Genomic DNA, 21,588 nt, shown 5'->3' with positions numbered 1-21,588 from the left:
TAAGCGTAAATGCGTTACCTATGTCTCCCGACACCCGTTACCTATGTCCCCCGGCTGAACACCGTGCGCACCGGCGGTTTGGCCTGGTGCCGAAGCGGGTCCTGAAGTCGGTGCGCACAGCGCACCCTACGGTCCAGACCGGGCGAAAGAGGTCGGCGTTGTGCTCGGTAGTGGATTCGCCCCCTTCCAGGGGGCTACCGCAAGTCCACGTTCTACGAACGTGGTTGTTTACTCAATAGCCATAAATATCGCCAACACCCTCGGCCGGAAGAGGCAGTTTCCGGCCAGAAGCGGACTCTTCAGGTGCACAAGCAGCCCTCCCTGCTCACTCCCCGTAGGCCAGGACGCGCTGGTCACAGGGCGGTTGAACCAGGCCGGAAAACGCTCACCTTCAGCACAGCGTCTCCAAGCACGCGCGTGCGGCTACAAGATCGGGCGTACCCAGGCCTTCTTCATAACGACCATAGACGGGTTCAAGCAGCTCCATCGCCGGCTGCCTATGCCCTTGGTCACGCCATAGCTGGGCCAGGGTGGTCGCGCTGCGCAGCTCCCAGGCAAGCGCGCCGCCTCTGCGGGCCAGCTCCAGCGATCGGGTCAGCAGGGCCTCGGCCCCCTCCGCACCTGCCTCAAGCCGTTGGCAAGCCTCCAGTCGAAGCATCTCCGGGGCACACCATCCAGTGGCGCCGATGCTGCTCTGGAGCGATGCAGGTCGCTCCTCGAACGACCTCGATCCGCCAAGTGTCATGACGATATCCCTCACCAATCCACTTGCCGGTAGCGTCGGCCTGGGAAGACCTTCGCAGCCCATCACCCCGGCATAGTGCTGCGCCCAGTCGGCGAACAACGGGATGGAGTGGCGTGAAGAGGCCTCGAGCAGGAGTTGCAGGCGGAGGGATGCCTTCTCGTACTCGCCGTTGTAGAAGGGAATCACGCAACCGGCCGTGGCCAGCAAGTACGATATCGACGGGATGTGCTCCAGCTGGTAGGCCAGGTCCAGGGCCTGCTGCACGCGCTGTTCGGCCTGGTCCGGGTAACCCCGAAGCCAGAGGATACGAGCCAGGACGGTGAGCGACGCCACCCTTTGCTCGTATTGCACGCCCATGCAAAGGGCGAAGCGGTTCGGACGATTTTCGCGCTCGAGCGCCTCCAGCACCGATTCAGCCAGGCACTGGGCTCGCTCCTGCATCCCCGAATAATGAAGGGCGAGGACCTTGAGGCGTTGCGAGCTGACCGCCAACTCTTCACCACGCCCCTGGGCCAACTGATCGAACTCTTCGCTCAGCGCCAAGGTTTGCAGGTACCGTCCAGAGCGCAGGTTGGCCGCGAGCTGGCCCGAAATAGCATGGAGCATCGCGCCCGGGTCCCCGCTTCTCTCCGCAAGCGACTGGGCGCTCTGGAAGGCGCCGATGGCCTGGGTAGCAACAATCTGACCATGGTAGGAACAGTTGCCCAGCGCCAGCTGCAACTGCGTCGCCAGTTGCAAAGCCTCATCGCCTTCAGCATCGAAAGCTGCGCTCAGTAGACTGAGGGCACTCGCCACATAGGAACCGTACTCGTGCAGGAGCGACATCTCCTGCCAGATCGGAGCCGAGCATGCTGTCAGGCGAATGGCCAGGGGGTGACGCACTTCGGCATCCAGCCCCCAGTTCAACGCCGATCGCAGGTCACCCAGCCACTTGGCGTATCGCTCCAACCAACGGCTGGTTGGCAGGCTTTCCCATTCAAGCTGCGCCTGCTCAAGGCGCGCCATGCAGATGCCAAGGTGTCGGACGCGGGTTTCATGAAGCTCACCCGCCGCGTCCAGCTTTTCCAAGGCATAGAGCCGCGCCGGTTCGAGCAGGCGGTAAGCGAACTCATCGTCGCTGACCTCGACGCTGATCAGCGACTTCATCGCCAACTGCGAGATAAGCATGCAACCGGCCCCAGGGTCGCCCGTGAGGCCAAACAACGCCGCGGCGGACTCCAGGGAAAAGCTCCCGCGAAACACTCCCAGGCGACGCAGGCCGGCCCGCTCCGCATCGGACAGCAGGGCGTAGCTCCAGTCGAACATTGTGCGCAAGTGCCGGTGCCGTGGAAGGACATCCTGGGCGTCGATGGGACAGTCCAGGTAGCACTCGCCGCCGAGCAGCGCCGCCCCGATGTCCCGCTCGCTGGCGATCTGGCCGGCCGCCAGTTCAATCGCCAGAGGCATGCCGTCCAGGCGATGGCAGATATCAACGAGGCGCGGCAGATCCGCCGCCCCAGGTTCGAAGGCTTCGTCGACGTTCCTGACCCGCTCGACCAGCAGGGCGAGCGCCGGGTAGGCAAGCGCCTCGGCGACCTCGGTAATCTGCATTGGTGGGTTGGCCAGTGGAGGCAATCGATAGACGCGCTCGTGCGCGGTACGCAGCGCCTCCCTGCTGGTGGCAAGCACATGAATCCCCGGAGCAGCGCACAGCAGGCACTCCATGAGGTGCGCCGCCGCTTCGACCATGTGCTCGCAGTTATCGATCAGCAGGAGCATCTCGCGCGAGCCGAGCTGGCTGCAGAGGACCTCGAGCGAGCTACCTGCCTGCCCGGGTATGCCCAACAGCGCGGCAAGGGTGCTGGCCAGCGGCCCGGCATCCTGAAGCAGCGTGAGGTCGAGCATGCGGATCCCATCGCGATAGCGGCCGATCAGCTGCTCAGCCACCAGCAGGGCGACACTGGTCTTGCCGATTCCCCCGCAGCCCACCACCGAAACGCTGCGACCGCTCTGCAACTGGCCGATGATATGTGCTACTTCCCGCTCCCTACCCACCAGGCGACTGCGCCGCGCCGGCAGGTTGTGCTGGCTCGACGGATCCACGCTCATCAAAGGTGGGACACTGCCAACCTGGCTGATCGGTGCGACAAAACTGTAGCCTCGCAGCGCCACCGTCACGATGTAGCGGCGCCCTTCCTGGCCATCTCCAAGAGCCTTCCGCAATGCCGCCATGTGCACGCGAAGGTTGCCTTCATCTACCGTCAGGCCGGGCCAGGACCTGGCCATCAGGTCGCGCTTGCCGACGACCTCGCCGGCGTTTTCCAACAGCACGAGAAGCAGATCGAAGGCGCGCTGCCCCAGGCGTAGCGGTCGGCCACTATCCACGATCGAGCGCGAGGTGGGATAGACCACGTAGGGGCCGAAGCACAACGCGGACTCGACCGGCATCAGTTGTTCTTTTCTCATCGTTACCAACAAAAATTTGCACGCGGGCCGGGTGCCGGCCTCTTTCTAACAGGAGGCCTCGAACACAGCTCCGCAGAGCTGCCACCTCCGTTCTATTGCAAAAAAGGTGAGCTGCCGAGGGCTCTTCATAAAAATTAACAACGACCATCACCGCTGCTTCCGGCGGCAAGCGGTTCATGAAAAACCGTGCACTCATCCGCGCACGGACGTCACGGTGACGACGTCGGCGGAACTCACCAAACCCGCACGGTTCACCCGTGGCACTTGAGCACCTGAAGGCACCCTCCAGCGTCACAGAAACATTGCAGAAAGATGGGACTGGTCACGCCACTGATTGACGACTGCGCCCTCGCAATGTTCATGGTTCCCAGGCGACTGTCCGCTTAATGAACTTTAACCGGCATTAACTGGCCGCCTCGCTCCAGCCTGCGAAAGATAGCGATACATCAGATCAGCGAGAACACCCATGCTGAGCGAAAGTATCGAGCGCCCCACAAATTACGCAGAAGCGCGCAAGCTCGCCCGCTGGCAGGAAGAGCAAGCCTTGAAGCTCATCCTCACGCACCTGGAAGGAGGCATCACCGTCACGTGGCTGGCGGACGCCTGCGCACTGTCCAGAAGCGACTTCACACGCAAGTTCAAGGTCAGCACCGGCCACTCGCCGCTGGAGTGGGTACGGCTCCAGCGGGTGGAAAAGGCCAAGCGCCTGCTGACCGACGCGGATCGGCCATTGGCGGAGATCGGTCTGGAATGTGGCTTCTACGACCAGGCGCATTTCTGTCGTGTGTTCAACCGCCTGACGGGGATATCTCCCAAAGGCTGGATACGCCAAGCGCGGGGCTGCCCCTCCACCTCCGCTTCGTAGACGAAATCGATGAAGAACCGGTCGTCGTGCGGTCCTGTGTAGCGAGCACGGAGGTGCAAGCCAGTCACGGATAAAGGCGATGGCACGGTAGACGGCGCGCGGCCAAGTCTTCCGCGTCACGCCGCCGGGCTGGCGGCGTCAGGCCTAGTGACGCCGATCCCCTCGAGTACATAGGCGCGAACCGTGTGGAGCATCCGGTAGCGCACGCCGGGCTCGCCCTCTTCCACCAGCAACAGCGACTTGTCAGCCAACTGGCTGACCACGGCGCAGATGCGTTCGCGGCACAACCGGGTATCCACCAGCGCGCTCACCGCCGTTTCCAGCGTGAAGCTACTGCCCAGCCGCGCGAGCAGGCGCAGGCATGTTTGCTCGGTGCCGCTGAGCTGGTCATAGCTCCAGTCGTAGGTGGCGCATAGGCTGCTTTGCCGCACTGGGGCGGTGCGGCGGCCGGGCATATGCAGGAGAACGCCGCTGTCGAGTAGCTTCGGCAGTCCGGTCAGGCCCAGGGTATCGATCTGGCGGGCGGCCATCTCGATAGCCAGCGGGATACCGTCCAGACGCCGGCAGACTTCGACTATCGCGCGCACCTGGGCCGGGCTCAACTCCAGGCGGTCGTACACATCGCGCGCGCGCTGCACGAAGAGTTGCACGGCCGAACAGCACAGCGCACCGAACAGCGTCACCTCGTCGCTGACGGGCAGTTCCAGCGGCGGCAGGCGCAGTACGTGTTCACCCTCGGCATGCAACGGTTCGCGGCTGGTGGCCAGGACGCTGAGCGCCGGGTGCTGGCGCAACAACCGCTCGATCAGCTGGGCGCAGGCGCAAGCCAAGTGCTCGCAGTTGTCCAGCACCAGCAGCAGCCGTCCCTTGCCGACCGCCTCGAGCACCGTGGCGAGCAACCGGGCCAGCGCCTCTGCGTCGGATACCGACGACAGGTCGAGGAACCGAATGCAGACGTAGTGCTGCTGTAGCGACTCGCATACCTGGATCGCCAACGAAGTCTTGCCTATCCCGCCCGGCCCCACCAGGGTCAGCAGGCGGGTGCCCAGCATCTGCTCGAACAGGTGCTGGGTGAGGTGCCCGCGCCCCACCAGCCCCGCCAGCAACACAGGCAGATTGCTGGCGGGCGCTACCTGGGTCGGCTGAGCCTGCAGCGTCTCCACCACGCCGACGAAGCCGTAGCCGCGCAGCGGCACGTTGGTGATATAGCGTTCACCGGTGTGCCCCTCGCCCAGGACGCGGCGCAGCGCGGCGATGTGCACCCGCAGGTTGATCTCCTCGACCACCGTGGTGCCCCAAACACGGGCAATGATGGTCTCCTTGGCGATGATCTCACCGGGCTGAGCCACCAGTACCAGGAGGATGTCCAGGGCACGGCTGCCGATGCGGACCGGGCGATTGCCCTGCAACAGCTGACGTTTATAGGGGTGCAGTTGGAAGCGGCCGAACTGCAATACCGTTTCCGTGCCGATTGGCGTGGGGGCGTTCATGTCATCTCCCGCCTTGTTCGTACGGACCGCTCTACCACGGGGGTATCCGAGCAAGTTCGAACGAATCGGGGCGGTGGCTCCTGTTTGTCGATGGACCCATTCTCCGGTCTCTGGATCACAGCGCAATTCGGCCAGAGGGACGGATACGGCCAAGAAGGGTGCATCAGACGGTCAAGTAGCGGAAAACTGTTGACGGTACTGACTGGGCGTCATGCCAATGCGTTCACTGAACACCGTGCGCAGGTGCCGGGCGCTGCCGAAGCCGCTGCGGCAGGCCACCACCTTCAGTGGCAGGTCAGTCGTTTCCAGCAACCGCCGCACGTGCTCGATGCGGGCATTCTGCAGGTACTGCATGGGCGTCAGTTTTACTTCGCGCTGGAAGGCGCGAGCAAAATTGCGCGGGCTCATCGCCGCCAGCTCGGCCATACGCTTGATGGTAAAGGGCTCCTCAATGTGATCGGCCATGTAGGCCTGCACCCTCGCGATTGCCGAGCCATCGCGCAGGACCGTGGCCAGCAGCGGTGCAAAGGGGGCTTGGCCGCCCTGACGCTTCATGACCACCAGCAGTACCTTCGCCACCTCCAGCGCCAGCTCCTTGCCATGGTCCTCGCCGAGTACCGCCAGGGCCATGTCGATGCCGGCGGTGATGCCGCCAGTGGTGATCAGGTTGCGGTCCACCACGTAGATCTGCTCGGCCTCCACCCGCGTGCAGGGGAAACGCTGCGCCAGGCGCTCCAGGTAGTTCCAGTGGGTGGTGCAACGGTAGCCGTCGAGCAAGCCGGCGTTGCCCAGCAGGAAGGCACCGGTGCAAATCGCCCCGTGTCGCCGCGCGTGCCCTGCCGCCTGTGGTAGCCAGGCACTCAGCGCCGGCTGCGCGGTGTCGTAGGCGCCGGGGCCGCCGGGCACCAGCAGCAGGTCGATGCCGGCGGGCAGCTCTTCCAGGGTCAGGTCGGCCAGCATCTTCAAGCCGCAGGAACTGCGGATCGGCTCGCGGTTCTCGGCGACGGTCAGCAGGCGGTAGTGATGCTCCGGCGCGAGGAAGCGATTGGCGATGGAAAACACCTCCATCGGCCCTGACACATCGAGCATCAGCACATCGCTATAAAGCACCATCGCCACTGTTTTCATCGCACCACCGCTCAATTCGCCACCCTCACTCTCTCAGCGTCACAGCAACCCATTGGCTGATCTGCGTATCTACCTACACAGAACAGCCATTCTATCTTCGACGTACACAACGCGCCCGCACCGAGCACATCGATCCAATAACTCCTCCGCCACCCCGGCGATAGTGGGCCCATCGCGCCGGCCGCCAGCTGGCGCGTCCCTTTGCGCCATCCGGCGCGCCAACGACCCAGGAGCCCCATTCATGGCCACCGCTTCCGCCGTTCCCGGCAAGACCCTGCTCAGCCCCATCGACCACACCCTGATCATGATCGACCACCAGTCGCAGATGTCGTTCGCCACCAAGTCGATCGACGCAGTGGCCCTGCGCAACAACACCGCACTGGTGGCCAAGGCGGCGAAGGAGTTCGGCGTCTCCACCATCCTCACCACCGTTGCCGAAAAGAGCTTCTCCGGGCCGATCTTTGACGAGATCAAGTCGGTGTTCCCCGAGCACAACATCATCGACCGCACCAGCATGAACACCTGGGAAGACCCCCGCATCGCTGTGGAAGTGAACAAGTTCGGCAAGCAGAAGATCGTCCTGGCCGGCCTCTGGACTTCCGTATGCATCGTCGGCCCGGCGCTGTCGGCGCTGGACCAGGGCTTCGAGGTCTACGTGATCGCCGATGCCTGTGGCGACGTATCCACCGAGGCCCACGAGATGGCGCTGCAGCGCATGATCCAGCTCGGCGCGCGTCCCATGACCTCCCTGCAGTACCTGCTCGAACTGCAACGCGACTGGGCCCGCGGCGAGACCTACGACCAGACCGTGAAGACCTCCATCGAGCACGGCGGCGCCTACGGCCTGGGCCTGATCTACGCCAAGACCATGTTCAACGCCAGCGAAGGCCACTGAGCCTCGCGAGGGAGCGGCGCTGCCGCTCCCCCTCCCCTTTCTTCCTGGCAGCTCCCCTGTCCCCAGACGACCGTACCGGCGCCTGGGTGTTTTCTGACTCAGTCACGAACAGGCTCGGACGTTTGCGCCGGGTATCGCTTCGCTCCCTCCGACGAAAAGCACTGGCCTCAGGGTAGTGGCGCGCTCATGTATTCGACCATGCGCTCGCGCAGCCAGCGCTCGGCCGGGTCGTTATCGTGGGCAGCGCTCCAGACCAGGGAAAGTTCCGCCGGTTTGATCTCCAACGGCGGGTCCTCGGCACGCAAGCAGCTGTCTTCCACCAGGGCACAGGCGGCGTAGTCCGGCACTGTGGCGATCATCCCGGTGTTGCGCAGTAACGCGCGAAGGCTGCCGAACTGCGGCACGGCCAGCACGACCCGGCGGCGACGGTCGATGCGTTCCAGGTCGAGGTCGATGGCGCCGTTGAGGTCGCCGGAGAAGGAGACCATCGCATGCGGCCGCGAGCAGTATTCGTCCAGGGTCAGAGGGCCGGGGCGGTCGTCACCGCGCAGTACCTTCACGCCAATGTCGCGCAGCTTGCGGCGCTTGGCATTGGCCGGTAGATCCGTGGTGTAGCTGACACCGGCGGTGATCTCGCCGGAGGACAGCAGCGCCGGCATCAGCAGGAAGTTGGCACGGCGCACCACCACCGTGATGTTCGGTGCCTCCTGCTGCAGACGCGCGAGGAGCGCGGGGAACAGACCGAATTCGGCGTCGTCCGAGAGACCCAGGCGGAAGATGTTGCAACTGCTCTGCGGGTCAAAGCTCTTGGCGCGGCTGACGGCGGCGGAGATCACGTCCATCGCCGGACGCAGTTCCTCGAAGATGTGCAGTGCCCGACTGGTGGGTTCCATGCCGCGACCGACGCGCACCAGCAGCGGGTCGTCGAACAGGTCGCGCAGTCGCGCCAGGGCGGCGCTGACGGTGGACTGGGTAATGAACTGCTTCTCGCCGACGCGGGTGAGGTTCCGCTCCAGCATCAGGGATTCGAAGATCACCAGCAGGTTCATGTCCAGGCGGCGCAGGTCGTTTCGGTTCATGGGTAGTCGCTCGAGGCTCTGAGGAATGCGGTTGGTTACCCGGGAGAAGGGTCATGCCAGTCGATCAACTTTCGCCGCGCTTTTCTTGTACGGCTGCGCTCGAAACCACAGTCCACGGCCCGATTCGATCAAGCATCGGATCGCCTTCCCTTGCCCCCATTCCGGAGCGGCCTTCCGCCGCTGATGGAACCACAGGAGAAGGGAGATGCCGCTTGCGGAAAACAAAACGCCCCGCGAGCTGGATAGCGCTCGCGGGGCGTGCTTTTCGCCAGGGATCAGCGCAGATCGAAGCGATCCAGGTTCATTACCCTGGTCCTGGCATTGACCTGGAAGTGCGTGCCAGCTGGCACCCTGGCGAGGCCGACACAGACCTGGAAACGCTTCCGACAGGCAACAGCGTCGACCTGATTCATCAGAACGCGAAGCACGAACAGCCGAACGCGCCCCAGAACCCGGCGAAGTCGCTCACCGGCACATCCTTGGTGCGCGCGCGCTCATGGCTGTGGCCGTGCACACCGCAGGAGCCGACGCACTGGTGCACGGCCTGCTGCAGCGGCGCCTGCGGGCGCCAGTGGCCGGGAACCATGGCCACCGGGGACCACTCCGGTACCACCGGGATGCTCGGCGGGGCCAGCTTGTCGAACTCGCGATCGCCATGGACGATCTTGCCGCCTACCACGGTGAGCACCGACTCGATGGTCTTGATGGCTTCTTCCTCGACGCTGAAGAAGTCTTCGGAGAGCACCGCAAGGTCCGCCAGTTGGCCGACCTTGAGCATGCCCTTCTTGCCCTGCTCGCTCGAGAACCAGGCGCTGCCGTGGGTGAACAGCTGGATCGCCACCTCGCGCGACAAACCTTCCGGATACAGGCTCAGGCCACCCACGGTCTTGCCGCTGACCAGCCAGTAAAGCGAAGTCCAGGGGTTGTAGCTGGACACGCGGGTGGCGTCGGTGCCGGCGCCCACCGGCACGCCTTCGGCCAGCATGCGCTTGATCGGCGGCGTAGCCTCGGCGGCCTGCTTGCCGTAGCGATCGACGAAGTACTCGCCCTGGAACGCCATGCGGTCCTGGATGGCGATGCCACCGCCCAGGGCGCGGACGCGCTCGATGTTCTTCGGCGAGATGGTCTCGGCGTGGTCGAAGAACCACGGCAGGCCGTTGAAGGGAATGTCGCGATTGACCTTCTCGAACACGTCGAGCATGCGCGAGATGGACTCGTCATAGGTGGCGTGCAGGCGGAACGGCCAGCGCTGCTCGACCAAGTGGCGCACCACCGGCTCCAGCTCGGCTTCCATGGTGCCGGGCAGGTCCGGGCGCGGTTCGAGGAAGTCCTCGAAGTCTGCCGCCGAGAACACCAGCATCTCGCCCGCGCCGTTGTGGCGCAGGAAGTCGGTGCCCTGGCCGTAGGTCACGCTGGAGGTCCAATTCTTGAAGTCGGCCAGCTCTTCCTTGGGCTTCTGGGTGAACAGGTTGTAGGCGATGCGCACGGTGAGCTGGTCGGCGTCGGCCAGTTGCTGGATCACCTGGTAGTCGTCCGGGTAGTTCTGGAAGCCGCCACCGGCGTCGATCACGCTGGTCAGGCCCAGGCGATTCAGCTCGCGCATGAACTGCCGGGTCGAGTTGACCTGGTATTCCAGCGGCAGCTTCGGCCCCTTGGCCAGGGTCGCGTAGAGGATCATCGCGTTGGGACGGGCGATCAGCATGCCGGTGGGTTCGCCGTTGCTGTCACGGACGATCTCGCCACCGGGCGGGTTCGGTGTGTCTTTCGTGTAGCCGACAACGCGCAGCGCCGCGCGGTTGAGCAGCGCGCGGTCATACAGGTGCAGGACGAACACCGGGGTGTCCGGCGCCGCCTTGTTCAGCTCCGAGAGGGTCGGCAGGCGGCGCTCGGCGAACTGGAATTCGTTCCACCCACCGACCACGCGCACCCACTGCGGCGACGGCGTGCGCTGGGCCTGCAGACGCAGCATCTCCAGGGCGTCAGAGAGCGAAGGCACGCCCTCCCAGCGCAGTTCCAGGTTGTAGTTCAGGCCGCCACGGATCAGGTGCAGGTGCGAGTCGTTGAGGCCGGGGATGACGGTGCGGCGGTTGAGGTCGACCAGTTGGGTCGAACCGTTGCGGTAGGCCATCACTTCGGCGTCGCTGCCCACGGCGAGGAACTTGCCGTCGGCGATGGCCACGGCGGTGGCGTGCGGCCGTTCAGGGTCGACGGTGTGCAGCTTGCCGTTGAACAGGATCAGGTCTGCAGTGCTCATGTTCGGGTACCTCAGCGTTGCAGGAAGGCCAGCAGGTCTTCGTTGAGTTGTTGTGCGTGTGTGACGGCGAAGCCATGGGGCGCGCCGGCGTAGACCTTCAGCTGGGAACCCGGGACCTGCTCGGCGGCCAGCTTGCCGGTGGTTTCGAACGGCACGATCTGGTCGTCATCGCCATGGATCACGAGGGTCGGCACATCGACCTTGGCCAGGTCCGCGCGGAAGTCGGTTTCCGAGAACGCGGTAACGCAGTCCACGGTGCCCTTGAGGGAGGCCAGCAGCGCGATGTTGAGGGTCTGGGTCAGCACGCCGTCGGAGACCTTCTGGCCGTGGTTGGTACCGTAGAAGGGTGCAGCGAAGTCCGCGATGAACTGCGCACGGTCCTTCAGCAGGCCGGCCTTGATGCCGTCGAACACGCCCTTCTCCACGCCCTGCGGGAAGTCGGTGGATCGGCCGAAGACCGGCGTCACCGCGCCCAGCAGCACCAGGCCGGCCACGCGCGAGGTGCCATGGCGGCCGATGTAGCGACTGACGTCGCCACCGCCCATGGAGAAGCCGACCAGGGTGACGTCGCGCAGGTCCAGGTGCTCGATCAGACCGGCGATGTCATCGGCAAAGGTGTCGTAGTCGTAGCCGTTCCACGGCTGGCTGGAGCGACCGAAACCGCGGCGGTCAAAGGCGATGGTGCGGTAGCCGCGACTGCTCAGGTACTCCATCTGGTATTCCCACATGTCGCCGTCCAGCGGCCAGCCGTGGCTGAACAGCACAGGTTTGCCGCTGCCCCAGTCCTTGTAGTAGATCTCGGTGCCGTCGCGGGTTACGAAGGTGCTCATGGAAAACTCCTGTGACTGCGGTGCAGGTCGTTGTGGGAGCGGGCGCCACGCAGGGCGCCGCGGAAAGGGAATCGTCAGTCGGCGCGGAGCCAGCCGGCGCACCGCCGAGTGACCCAGGGCATGATCAGGAAAACCACCGGCACCACGATGCACAGCGTGATCAGCAGGTTGCTCGGCACGACGCCTCCCAGCACCGGGTAGCGCTCGAAAGCCGGCGCCCAGAGGCGCGGGATGACCATGGTCAGCGGGCAGATCACCAGGTAAGTGAGCACCGCCTGCTTCCACTTCGGTGGCTGGCGGACGTTGCCGTGGGCCGGGGTGAACCAGAACTCGGCGTCGTTGTGGATCAGCGGGTGATCACCCTCTTCCAGCAACGGCGAGACTTCCTGGATAAGCGCCGCACGCTCGGCCGAATCGATCCATGCCTGCAATTGCCCGGCTCGAGCAAAGCGCACCACGGTGGTGAACATCGCGCCCTCGCCGCCTGGGCGGATCACGTTCACACCCAGGTGCCCCGGCTGCCGACGCGCAGCCGCCACGGTACGGCGCAACCAGGCTTCGTAGCTGGGCAGGGCTTCGCGGCGCACCTTATGGTGGACGACCAGCGTCACCACGCTGTTCAGATCGATAGTTTCGGCGCTCATGGGTGTCCCGAGGGCTGAGGTAAGTGCCGCTACTATGGCTACGCCGTGGGACCCTCTATTGGACGCATGTGCTGCATCACCGCCGTCAACCAGGTCTGACTCGCTTCAACGCGCCGCCTCGGGCGCTTCGGGACATGTCCTGGGGCCAGGACTGCCCATTAGCAACGGCTTCGGCCACCTTCGGGTGGCCTTTTTGCATTAGCGGGCAATACTTCTCTGCAGAGGTGGGCATGTTGCTGGTGGCGCACGCCTCGCGGAGGTGTGAGGTGAACAAGCTATCAATTGTGGGTGCCGGCATGGTCGGTGAGGCGGCAGCTCAGATCATCGCCCGGGAAGAGTTCTGTCGTGAGTTGATGTTGATTGATGTGCAGGGTGAGTTGGCACAGGGCAAGGCGCTGGACGTCTGGCAGGCGGCAGTCGAGTCAGGTTCTGACACCCGGGTTTACGGCGGGTCCAACGCTGAAATGCTGCGGGATTCTGACCTGGTGGTGATTACGGCGGGTGTGCCCCGCAAGCCTGGTCAGTCACGCCAGGATGTCTTGAGCATCAATCTGCCGATCCTCGACGGCATCATGCGGGATATTAACCATCATGCTCCGGCGGCGACGGTGTTGGTGGTGTCGAACCCGGTCGACGTGCTGACCTATCGGGCCTGGTCTCTCAGCGGGCTGGGACGCGACAAGGTGTTCGGGCAGGCGGGGGTGCTGGATACAGCGCGCATGAAGTGTTTCATCGCCGAGGAGACAGGGTTTTCTGCCCGGGATATCACGGCGCTGGTGCTGGGCGGGCATGGCGATAGCATGGTGCCACTGATGCGTTACTGCGCGGTCGGCTCGGTACCGCTGTCTCACTTCCTGTCCAGCGAGCAGATAGAGCGGATTGTGGAGCGCACACGTCAGGGTGGCGGCGAGATTCTGGGTTTGAAGAAACTCGGGAGCGCCTGCGATGCGCCGGGCGTGGCAATTGCGCAGATGGTGGATGCTATCGCCAATGGGCGAAACCGCATCTTGCCGACGGTCGCGATTCTCGAGGGCGAGTACGGGCGAACAGACATTGCCATGGGTGTCCCCTGTGTGCTGGCAAAAGAGGGGCTGGTGCGGGTGATCGAGTTGCCTCTGGATGCGCAGGAGCAGGCGATGTTCGACCGTTCCGCTGACCATGTGGTGCGTGATATTGCTGAAATGAATGCGTTGTGAGCGGGGCTATACGAGGGAGTTCTGGGCGCAACGGGGCCCCTGTCCCTGGGTGGGTGTAACCGGGGTCTAGCCGAAGCGCCCAGGGGTTCACTGCGCATCGCGTGCGCACCTGCCCCGGCCTGTCGTCATGCATGGAGTGATCGGTGCCTTTCCCCCCTGGACACTGCACTTCTTCCTCCCCAAAAAAAGGCGCCCCGAAGGGCGCCAAAAGGAGTAGGTACGGTTCTCGCCGAAGGGATCAGCGCAGCAGCAAACTCAGCAATCCCTGGGTCAGCCGTCCGTAAGGTGGCTTGAGCAGGAAGCTGCCGTTGAGCCGGGCCTGGTAGAAGATCGGTCGCATCTTGCTGAAGGTCTGGAAGCCCTCTTCCGCGTGGTAGTGCCCCAGACCCGAATTGCCGACGCCGCCAAACGGCAGGTTTTCTTGCAGCACGTGCAGCATCACGCTGTTGACCGAGACACCGCCGGAAAGCGTCTGCCGCAGCACCTGCTGGACACGCCCCGAGTCATCGTCGAACAGGTACAGCGCCAGGGGGCGCTCATGGGCATTGATGTAGTCCACGGCTTCTTCCAGCTGGCGGTAGCTGAGCACGGGCAACAAGGGGCCGAAGATCTCTTCCCGCATGATCTGCATGTCGTCGCGCACGCCGAACACCAGGTGCGGGGCAAGCTTGCCGGCGCGGCGAGCCTCTTCGACATCGGCCAGCGCCACGACCCGCGCGCCCTTCTCGCGAGCATCGGCCAATAGGGCTTCGACCCTCGCCATCTGGCGGCCGTTGATCATGCAGCTGTAGTCGGGATTCGCTCCCAGCGGCTGCGGGTAGTAGCGGGCCACGGCGGCCTTGGCGTGCTCGATGAATTCGGCCTCGCTGCCTTCCGGCAGGAACAGGTAGTCCGGGGCCACGCAGGTCTGCCCGGAGTTCAGGCACTTGCCCCAGAGAATGGTCTCGGCGGCAACCTTCAAGGAGTATCCAGGCGCCACCAGGGTCGGTGACTTGCCGCCCAGCTCCAGGGTCACCGGCGTCAGGTTCTCGCTGCAATTGCGCATGATCTGCCGGCCGACTTCCGGTGACCCGGTGAAGATCAGGTGATCGAATGGCAGGCGGGAGAACTGGTCGTTGATTCCCGGCCCCGGCTGAATCACCGCCACCAGGTCCTGGCTGAAACGCTGGCCGAGCAGGCGAGCCAGCAACTCCCCATAGCGACTGGAGTCACTGGCGACTTTGATCATGGCGCGGTTGCCGGCGGCCAGGGCACCACAGAGCGGTCCCAGGGTCAGGTACAGCGGATAGTTCCAGGGCGCGGCAATGCCGATCACCCCGAGCGGCTGGGCGAGCAGCGCGGCACGTCCGGGCTGGAACCAGATCCCGACGCCGCGTCGCTGCGGCTTCATCCAGCGTTTCAGGCACTTGAGCGCGTGGTTGATTTCGCTGACCAGACCAAAGATGTCCAGCAACTTGGTCTCGTGCACGGAGCGGTGGCCGAAATCGGCTGCGATGGCGGCGGCGATTTCATCGGCGTTGTCCAGCACCACAGACTTCAGGGCCAATAGATTGGCGCGACGGGTCTGATACGACGGATAGCGTTCACTGGCGAAGGACGCGCGTTGACTGGCAAAGACCTGGCGCATCTGCTCGACGGCCGGCCCGACTTGTTCGATCGACATGGAAGGACTCCGGCGTTTCAGCGAATGCGGACCGCTTTGGCCCGTTCGAAAGCGAAATAGGAGTAGTACAGCTGGACCATCATGTACGACCAGCTCACCAGGGCGATCGTCAGGAACACCATCTTCGTCTCGTCACCGGGGATCGGGAAGAAGTCATAGATGCAGGCCACCATCAGCCCCAAAGCCGCCCCGACAGTGACGCCCAGCGCATGCCACTTCTCTCCAACACCCGCCAGCTTCCAGATGAAGTAGGCGAGGTAGAGGGTATATATCCCCCACATGCTCACGTAGTAGTAGGGAAGCGGCTTGACCATGAAGTCTGCCTTGATCAGGACGAAGGTCGCCGCAAAGGTGACCACGAAAATCAAGGCGTCCTTGAATGCCGAGGGTTTGAAGCTATGGGTGACGGCCATCAGGCCGAGGACGGCGACGATGGGGATACCAAAGCCACGGGAGAAGGCATCGAGAAAGTACGAGATGCTGTAGTTGATCTTCGCCAGCCCCGGCAGGTCCGCCTGGATCAACATCCAGATCAACAGATTGGAGCCGGAGAACGCGACGATCATCCACTCGAAGCCGAGCAGGTAATTACCCCGTCTGACGAACTTCGCCCCGTAGGTGTATCCGCACAGCACCAGCAGGACGCAGGAAAGCAGCGCCAAAGTCTCTTTGATATCCATGGTAATAGCCTCTGATCTTGGTTACTTCGCCGCTGGAGCGAGCGCTGCCAGGTAGTGGGAAAGTGCCTTGCGATCGTCCGGGGACAGGTTCGCGGTGACGGCCTTCATCGAGCCGGTCGGGTCGGTTCGCCGGCCCTCGGCAAAGGCATCCAGCTGCGCCTGGAGGTAGTCGGCCCCCTGCCCTGCCAGACGCGGGAACTGCGCCTGCCCCATCAACGTCGCCCCGTGGCAGGCCGTACAGGCCCCGGCCGCCACCAGCTTCTCGCCTTTCTCCCGCAAGGCGGGATCAGGCTGGAACCCATGGTTCCCGATGGCTGGCTGGCGGGCGAAGTAGTCCGCCAGATGCGTGATCTCGTCCTCGCTCAGGGTCTTGGCAAGCGGCTCCATGTTCGGGAAGCTCCGCTGGCCTTTGGCGAAGCTGTGGAGCTGTGCCGTCAGGTACGCGGCGGGCTGCCCCGCCAGACTCGGATAACGCTGGTGCAGGGAGCTGCCGTTGGCGCCGTGGCAGCCAGTGCAAGCATCGGTCACCTGCGGCCAGGCGCCTTCGGCCTCATAGGCCTTGGTGGTGGTTTCGATATGGTCCAGCAGGTAGTAGAGGCCGACGAGGTCGCGCCCGAACAGTGCCAGCAGCGCAACGAGCAGAACGCCGATACCCAGCAGTAGTTTCTTCTTCATCGCCACCCCCTATGCCTTGCGCAACGAACTGAGCGCCTGCAGCGCGCTCTGGTGACCTGAGCGCACGGCGCCGTCCATGTAGCCCGCCCAGATCTCGGCGGTTTCGGTGCCAGACCAGAAAAGGTTGCCGCAAGACGGCCGCAGGGATTCACCATGGGTGGTCCAGAAACCCGGCGGGATCGCGGAGACGCAGGTGATGCTCCAGGGATCGGCCTGCCCCCAGTCATGCTCGTGATAGGCAACCGGGTTCAACGCCTCGTCGCCGAGGGACCGCGCGTAGACCTCTGTCAGCACCTGTTGCGCGGCCGCATGGTCCGAAGGCACCTGGGCGTTGACGATGAAGGCATTGATGACGCCGATTTCCCCGCCAGGCGGTGAGTTGTCCCAGGCCCAGAGCACAGGCCCCTTGACCTGAATGGTGTGCCCGTTCAGGCCCTTCTCGCGCCAGAACGGCCGCTTGTAGACCATCGCCGTCTTGCGTGCCGGGCTGTGAGCCGGCCAGGCGCGCTGCAGGGCTGCGCGCCCTTCCGGTAGCGGCGGATCGAAGCGGACCTGGTTGCACAGGGCGGGATGGATGGCCACGATCACCCGGCGGGCGCGGATTTCCCCCTGGTCCGTGTGCAGCGTGACCACGTCGGTATTCCAGCCGGAAATCTCACGGACCGGGCACGCCAGGCGCACCTTGTCGCCGAGCTGCTCGGCCATCCTGATGCACAGAAGCTGCGAACCGCCGACGAAGCGAGTGCCCTGGGCGCTGTCCTTGATCGAGTCGAGCTTCATGTAGTCGCAGCTCGCCGAATTGACCATCGACAGGAAATGCAGAAGCCCCATCTTGGCCGGCGGCACGCCGCAAGTGAGCGTGAAGCTGGTGTCCCAACCCGAACGGTCCTCGGGCTTGATGTTCTGCTGCGCCAGCCAATCGCCCGCCGAGAGCTTGTCCAGCTCGGCGGCCCGCGGGGACTTCCAGGGTGAGCCGGAAGGCACGTCGCGGGACAGCTCGCTGAGCTTGGCGGCGACAGTTTCATCGGTGCCGAAGGTGCCCTTCAGGTCGATCGCCAGGCGCCCTTTCTCGCCGCCCAGGATGACGGTTTTCCCCTCGCAGTAGGTCGGGAAGGTCCCCACATCCAGCTCGCGGGCGAGATCCGCCACGGCCGTCTGCCCAGGCCCGATCCACTGGCCGCCCACTTCGGAGATGTAGCCCGAGCCCAGGTCGTGGTTGAGCACCCTGCCCCCGACCCGGTCCCGGGCTTCCAGGACCACGAAGGAATTGCAGCCGGCTTGTTGCAGGTCGCGAGCTGCGGTCAGCCCGGCGATCCCCGCGCCAATGATGGCGATGTCGAGCACGCCATCTGCGTCGTCACGGGCGCCTTGCGGACGCTCGCTGGCACCCGCCAGCCCAGCGTGCAGGCCAAGGCCACCCACGGCCGCCGTGGCACCGGCGAACTTCAGCAGCTGCCGCCGATTCAAATCGAAGGATGAAGATGAGGTGGGCTTGTCAGCCATACTAGGAGCCTCACACAAGGGTTGTTCGGTGTCGCCGCTCGCCGTTGAACGGCTGTGCGGAATCGAGGAAATGGCTCAGGCGCCAAGCGGGCTGAGGACCAGCCTGCGCCGCAACTGCACGCCGAACATGACCATCCACAGGGGGAAGATCAGCACAACGACAACCAGCAAGGCAGCGGTGAACGCCTCCAGCTCCCGGAAGAACCCGGCCACGAAGTAGAGCCCGAAGCACCAGCCGACAATCTTCAGCGGCAGCAGAATCGAAGCTCCCCAGCCCGCCCTCTTCAGGTGGCCGCCAACGACGAGCCCCCAGAACAGGACGACAGGCCCTTCGCACCACCACAGGCCCCGCTGGCTGCCGACCGCGATGGTCGTCCAGGCAGTTTCGGCGGCAGCCTTCGCGGCCTCCCCGCCTGCGGCATGGAGCTCGGCAAGCGGATTCAGCACCGCCAATTGCAGCCCCGCACCGACCACACCCAACACGACATAAGTGGTGATCGCCAGAACGGCCATGTCACCCAGGGCGCCCGCCTCGCTGCGAAAGCGGTTCCAGAGGTAGCCGCCGATCGCCAGCAACGGCAGGTAGAAGCCCAGGACGTCGGCGAACATCGACAGCCGGAAGTACTGCCTCGCCTCACCGGGCAAGGTCAGCATCGTCACGCCTTGCAGCGTCACCGCCATGTCGCCGTGCGTCACCATGACCATGAAGATCACGTTCAGGTAGGCAAAGATGCCGCCCAGGATCGCGGCCCAGGCCGTCACGCGTACGGCCCCGTTCGAGCAGGTATTCATAAGTACTCCATGAGTTGAAAGAGATGGCGAAGCCGGGGCCATCGACCGCCGGCGTTGGCGGTCAGCCGCTGGCGGCGCCACGCACCCGGCGATTCACAAAGCGGTCCATTGCGTTCGTACCCATCAGCGCAGCCTTGATGGCGCACCACTGCAGCGGTTCGGGAAGCGTGGAAGGCGTCTTGTGGCGCAACGCCGCGAGCAGCGGGTGTTCGATGCCGCCGATCCGCTCGGCCAGCAGATAGCCGACCAGGGACTGGGTACCGACGCCGTGCCCCGAGCAACCGGCGGTGTAGAGGATGTTCTGCTGCGGCCCGGTTGCCCCCACCACTGGCAGGGCGTCGTACGCCAGGCTGATGTAGCCGCTCCAGCACGCGCGGATGGCAATGCCCCGCAAGGTCGGGAAACGCTCATCCAGGGCCTGTACCAATGCGCCATAGGCCGCCGTGTCCGGCTGGTTTGGCGTTTGCGAGCCATAGGCATAGCCAAGCTGCTTGGTCGTAACCAGAAGCGTGTCGCGCGCCGTCAGGCGGTGGCTTTCCATGGTCCAGTGCGGTGTCACCACACCCTCTCGTCCCGCCCAGCCAAGGGATGCCAGTTGCGCCTTGGACAGCGGCTCGGTTTCGATCGCAGAGACCCGCAACGGCGCCACCTTGTCGCGCAAGAGGCCGAGCTGCGGCGTATAGGCATTGGTGGCGAGCACCATGAATGGCGCGCTGGCGGTGCCCCGCGCGGTCTTGCAGGTGATGGTCGGGCCTTCGCTGTAGGACAGCAGAGGGGTCTGCTCGTACAGCTTCACGCCGGCCTTCAGCGCCGCGCGCCGCAACCCCATCACGTACTTGCCGGGGTCCAGCGTGCCGCCATGCTGCACGCAGCCGAACAGGAAGGCCGGCGGAATACCCCGTGCACGCATCTCAGCGGAATCCACGAAGCGGGTGACGGAGCCCAGCTCCGCACCTTGGGCCATGCTGTGCCGCAGCCTCTTTTCCTGGGACGGATGCACTACCGCGCGGATGATCCCACTCGGGTTGTAGTCGCAGTCGATGGCGAGTTCGCGCAGCCGTCTTTCCACATAGGTCACGCCCTCGTCGTAGAACTTGACGATCCCCTTGGCCTGCTCGTGGCCCACGCGCTTGAGGAAGAGCTCGAACTCGATGCCCATGCTGCCGGCGAGGTAGCCCGCATTTCGCCCGCTCGCACCGAAGCCGGCGAACTCCTGTTCAAGGACGATGACCTTCGCCCCCAGGGCCGTGAGTTCCAGTGCAGTGGACAGGCCAGCGAAGCCGGCACCGACCACGATCACGTCGGCGCTGACATCACCCACCAGTTCCGGCTGCAGATCGTCAGGCTTTTCCACCCATCCGCCAATGAGACGAAATCTCTCGGCCAAGGGACTTCCCTTTGATTCTTCTGCAAGACGAGTCGCGAACATGGAGGTGTCTCCTGGGAAGCTTTTGTTGTTTTGTCGAACTCTAACGCTGGCAAATATTTTACGCAACACATGTTATGCAAATAAAATCACAGCACGAAACCACCCACAGGCACATCACTGAGATGCCCATTTCAAAGCAGTTCCAGGACGGAATACGTCAGAAAAAGAAGGCCTGAGCCCTCTGCGGAGAGGGCGTCGCAGTAACGCGAGGCCCCGATCATCGGAGCGGAAAATCTCCTGGGGACTGAACGCGAAAAACCAGGCCGGATCAGTCCCGCGGATGGACGGCGCCGTGGGTCAGAACTCCATCAGCTTCGCGCCACGAGCGATGGCCAGGCGGCAGTCCGTCACGATGCGTTTAACCAGCTCGGCGCAAGTCGGCACATCATCGATCAGGCCGATGGTTTGCCCCGCCCAGAGCAACCCACCGTTCACATCCCCGCTTTCCAGCGCGGCACGCCCACGCGCGCCGGCCACCAGAGGCCTGATGTCCTCGAAGGTGGAGCCCGCCTGACGCTCGATCTCGACTACTTCCTCCGACACAGCGTTGCGGAACACGCGACCGGTATTGTTGAAGGGCCGGAAAATGAGCTTTGTGTCCCGCTCATTACCCGCCGCCAGCGCGGCCTTGATGTCCTCGTGGATGGGCGCTTCCTTGGTCAGCATGAAGCGTGTGCCCATGTTGATCCCCTCTGCGCCCAGCATCAGCGCTGCGGCCATCCCACGGCCATCGGCGATACCTCCCGAGGCGATGACGGGAATGCGCAGGGCGGCACTGGCGGCGCGTATGAGCACGAGCCCCGGCACGTCATCCTCGCCGGGATGCCCTGCCGCCTCGAATCCATCGATGCTGATCGCATCGACGCCGGCGCGCTCGGCCGACAGCGCATGGCGAACCGAGGTGCACTTGTGGATGATCTTCACCCCGGCCGACTTGAATCGCTCGATGAAATCGGCAGGACTGCGCCCAGCGGTTTCCACCACTTTCACGCCACTCTCGATGATCGCCGTCACGTAATCCGCGTAAGGAGGCGGTGTGGTAGTCGGCAGGATGGTGAGGTTCACGCCGAACGGCTGGTCCGTCAGGGAACGGCAGCGCGCGATCTCCGCCGCCAGGGCGTCGGGCGTCGGCTGAGTCAGTGCGGTCAGCACTCCCAGCGCACCGGCGTTGGAAACCGCGCTTGCCAGCTCGGCACGACCCACCCATTGCATGCCACCTTGAATGATCGGAAAGCGCGTTCCCGTCAGTGCCGTAACTCTCGTATGCATAAAGAC

The 21,588-nt window shown here is 64.3% G+C and carries 17 protein-coding genes; 3 read left to right on the top strand and 14 right to left on the bottom strand.

The window, feature by feature from the left end:
• Positions 1 to 391: 391 nt before the first annotated feature.
• Positions 392 to 3,172, bottom strand: coding sequence for a winged helix-turn-helix domain-containing protein (locus tag E8E91_RS07425; protein ID WP_280375219.1), 2,781 nt, complete (start codon positions 3,170 to 3,172; stop codon positions 392 to 394).
• Between the two features lie 484 nt (positions 3,173 to 3,656).
• On the opposite strand from E8E91_RS07425, the gene E8E91_RS07420 reads away from it, so the two are divergent.
• A complete protein-coding gene (locus E8E91_RS07420) occupies positions 3,657 to 4,055 on the top strand; it encodes an AraC family transcriptional regulator (RefSeq protein WP_280375218.1) in 399 nt (132 codons plus the stop codon).
• Positions 4,056 to 4,171: 116 nt separating this feature from the next.
• On the opposite strand, the gene E8E91_RS07415 is transcribed toward E8E91_RS07420, so the two are convergent.
• Together E8E91_RS07415 and E8E91_RS07410 are read right to left on the bottom strand one after the other, a co-directional pair.
• Positions 4,172 to 5,545, bottom strand: a complete 1,374-nt coding sequence (locus E8E91_RS07415) for a winged helix-turn-helix domain-containing protein (RefSeq protein ID WP_280375217.1) — start codon at positions 5,543 to 5,545, stop codon at positions 4,172 to 4,174.
• A 171-nt stretch (positions 5,546 to 5,716) separates the two neighbouring features.
• Positions 5,717 to 6,673: a GlxA family transcriptional regulator gene (locus E8E91_RS07410; protein WP_280366386.1), complete on the bottom strand. Its 957-nt coding sequence runs from the start codon at positions 6,671 to 6,673 to the stop codon at positions 5,717 to 5,719.
• Between the two features lie 241 nt (positions 6,674 to 6,914).
• On the opposite strand from E8E91_RS07410, the gene E8E91_RS07405 reads away from it, so the two are divergent.
• Positions 6,915 to 7,568: a hydrolase gene (locus tag E8E91_RS07405; protein WP_280375216.1), complete on the top strand. Its 654-nt coding sequence runs from the start codon at positions 6,915 to 6,917 to the stop codon at positions 7,566 to 7,568.
• Between the two features lie 167 nt (positions 7,569 to 7,735).
• Here the strand turns inward: E8E91_RS07405 and E8E91_RS07400 are convergent, their stop codons facing one another.
• The 4 genes from E8E91_RS07400 to E8E91_RS07385 form a co-directional block, all read right to left on the bottom strand.
• Positions 7,736 to 8,647 (bottom strand): LysR substrate-binding domain-containing protein, encoded by a 912-nt coding sequence (locus E8E91_RS07400; protein WP_280375215.1) that lies wholly within the window; start codon positions 8,645 to 8,647, stop codon positions 7,736 to 7,738.
• 412 nt (positions 8,648 to 9,059) lie between these two features.
• Positions 9,060 to 10,901, bottom strand: coding sequence for an amidohydrolase (locus tag E8E91_RS07395; protein WP_280375214.1), 1,842 nt, complete (start codon positions 10,899 to 10,901; stop codon positions 9,060 to 9,062).
• A gap of 11 nt (positions 10,902 to 10,912) precedes the next feature.
• A complete protein-coding gene (locus E8E91_RS07390) occupies positions 10,913 to 11,731 on the bottom strand; it encodes an alpha/beta hydrolase (protein ID WP_280375213.1) in 819 nt (272 codons plus the stop codon).
• A gap of 74 nt (positions 11,732 to 11,805) precedes the next feature.
• Positions 11,806 to 12,375 (bottom strand): antibiotic biosynthesis monooxygenase, encoded by a 570-nt coding sequence (locus E8E91_RS07385; RefSeq protein ID WP_280375212.1) that lies wholly within the window; start codon positions 12,373 to 12,375, stop codon positions 11,806 to 11,808.
• Positions 12,376 to 12,641: 266 nt separating this feature from the next.
• On the opposite strand from E8E91_RS07385, the gene E8E91_RS07380 reads away from it, so the two are divergent.
• Positions 12,642 to 13,571: a malate dehydrogenase gene (locus tag E8E91_RS07380; protein WP_280375211.1), complete on the top strand. Its 930-nt coding sequence runs from the start codon at positions 12,642 to 12,644 to the stop codon at positions 13,569 to 13,571.
• Positions 13,572 to 13,809: 238 nt separating this feature from the next.
• On the opposite strand, the gene E8E91_RS07375 is transcribed toward E8E91_RS07380, so the two are convergent.
• From E8E91_RS07375 to E8E91_RS07345, 7 genes are all read right to left on the bottom strand, one after another.
• The gene (locus tag E8E91_RS07375) at positions 13,810 to 15,234 is read right to left on the bottom strand and encodes a coniferyl aldehyde dehydrogenase (RefSeq protein ID WP_280375210.1); all 1,425 of its coding nucleotides are present in this window, start codon (positions 15,232 to 15,234) and stop codon (positions 13,810 to 13,812) included.
• A 17-nt stretch (positions 15,235 to 15,251) separates the two neighbouring features.
• Positions 15,252 to 15,914, bottom strand: a complete 663-nt coding sequence (locus E8E91_RS07370) for a hypothetical protein (RefSeq protein WP_280375209.1) — start codon at positions 15,912 to 15,914, stop codon at positions 15,252 to 15,254.
• A gap of 21 nt (positions 15,915 to 15,935) precedes the next feature.
• The gene (locus tag E8E91_RS07365; protein WP_280375208.1) at positions 15,936 to 16,589 is read right to left on the bottom strand and encodes a c-type cytochrome; all 654 of its coding nucleotides are present in this window, start codon (positions 16,587 to 16,589) and stop codon (positions 15,936 to 15,938) included.
• A 9-nt stretch (positions 16,590 to 16,598) separates the two neighbouring features.
• Entirely contained in the window at positions 16,599 to 18,092 is a 1,494-nt protein-coding gene (locus tag E8E91_RS07360; protein WP_280375207.1) for an FAD-dependent oxidoreductase, read from the bottom strand.
• Between the two features lie 75 nt (positions 18,093 to 18,167).
• A complete protein-coding gene (locus E8E91_RS07355; RefSeq protein WP_280375206.1) occupies positions 18,168 to 18,884 on the bottom strand; it encodes a hypothetical protein in 717 nt (238 codons plus the stop codon).
• A gap of 61 nt (positions 18,885 to 18,945) precedes the next feature.
• On the bottom strand, positions 18,946 to 20,313 hold the full coding sequence (locus E8E91_RS07350) for an FAD-dependent oxidoreductase (protein ID WP_280375205.1): 1,368 nt from the start codon (positions 20,311 to 20,313) through the stop codon (positions 18,946 to 18,948).
• 297 nt (positions 20,314 to 20,610) lie between these two features.
• Positions 20,611 to 21,582, bottom strand: coding sequence for a nitronate monooxygenase family protein (locus tag E8E91_RS07345; RefSeq protein ID WP_280375204.1), 972 nt, complete (start codon positions 21,580 to 21,582; stop codon positions 20,611 to 20,613).
• Positions 21,583 to 21,588 lie beyond the last annotated feature (6 nt).

This window comes from Pseudomonas sp. BN515, assembly GCF_029873155.1.
Taxonomy (GTDB): domain Bacteria; phylum Pseudomonadota; class Gammaproteobacteria; order Pseudomonadales; family Pseudomonadaceae; genus Metapseudomonas.
This window is presented reverse-complemented; position numbering and strand designations above follow the sequence as displayed.